Source organism: Bradyrhizobium sp. AUGA SZCCT0160 (genome assembly GCF_018130105.1).
Taxonomy (GTDB): Bacteria; Pseudomonadota; Alphaproteobacteria; order Rhizobiales; family Xanthobacteraceae; genus Bradyrhizobium.
This window is the reverse complement of the sequence record NZ_JAFCMD010000060.1, coordinates 1-1,055: the sequence shown is the minus strand read 5'-3', so window position 1 is coordinate 1,055 and position 1,055 is coordinate 1. Positions and strand designations below refer to the sequence as shown.

Sequence of the window (1,055 nt, the reverse complement as noted above, 5' to 3'; positions counted from 1 at the left end):
CCCGTCGAGCCGGTGGCTCCCGTCGAGCCGGTTGCTCCCGTCGAGCCAGTTGCACCCGTTGAGCCGGTGGCACCCGTCGAGCCGGTGGCTCCCGTCGAACCGGTCGCACCTGTCGAGCCGGTCGCACCTGTCGAGCCGGTGGCTCCCGTCGAGCCGGTCGCACCTGTCGAGCCGGTCGCACCTGTCGAGCCGGTTGCTCCCGTCGAGCCGGTTGCACCCGTCGAGCCGGTGGCTCCCGTCGAGCCGGTTGCTCCCGTCGAACCGGTGGCACCCGTCGAGCCGGTTGCTCCCGTCGAACCGGTCGCACCTGTCGAGCCGGTGGCACCTGTCGAGCCGGTGGCACCTGTCGAGCCGGTGGCACCCGTCGAGCCGGTTGCTCCAGTCGAGCCGGTGGCACCTGTCGAGCCGGTCGCACCTGTCGAGCCGGTGGCACCTGTCGAGCCGGTGACACCCGTCGAGCCGGTCGCACCCGTCGAGCCGGTGGCACCTGTCGAGCCGGTGGCACCCGTCGAGCCGGTTGCTCCCGTCGAGCCGGTCGCACCTGTCGAGCCGGTCGCACCTGTCGAGCCGGTGGCTCCCGTCGAGCCGGTCGCACCCGCCGAGCCGGTGGCTCCCGTCGAGCCGGTGGCTCCCGTCGAGCCAGTTGCACCCGTCGAGCCGGTCGCGCCAGTCGCACCTGTCGAGCCAATTGCACCCGTCGAGCCAGTTGCTCCCGTCGAACCGGTCGCACCGGTCGAGCCGGTCGCACCTGTCGAACCGGTGGCTCCCGTCGCGCCAGTTGCACCTGTCGAACCCGTGGAGCCGGTCGCACCTGTCGAGCCGGTGGCACCTGTCGAGCCGGTGGCTCCCGTCGAGCCGGTTGCTCCCGTCGAACCGGTCGCACCTGTCGAGCCGGTCGCACCTGTCGAGCCGGTGGCTCCCGTCGAGCCGGTGGCACCTGTCGAGCCGGTGGCACCCGTCGAACCGGTGGCACCTGTCGAGCCGGTGGCACCCGTCGAGCCGGTTGCTCCCGTCGAACCGGTCGCACCTGTCGAGCCGGTCGCACCTGTCGAGCC

Annotated in this window: 1 protein-coding gene; it reads left to right on the top strand. The window is 72.7% G+C overall.

The genetic code is table 11. The annotated features are described in order from the left end of the window. A partial coding sequence (locus JQ558_RS37790; RefSeq protein WP_249142803.1) for a DUF4573 domain-containing protein occupies positions 1-1,055 on the top strand: 1,055 nt, incomplete at both ends.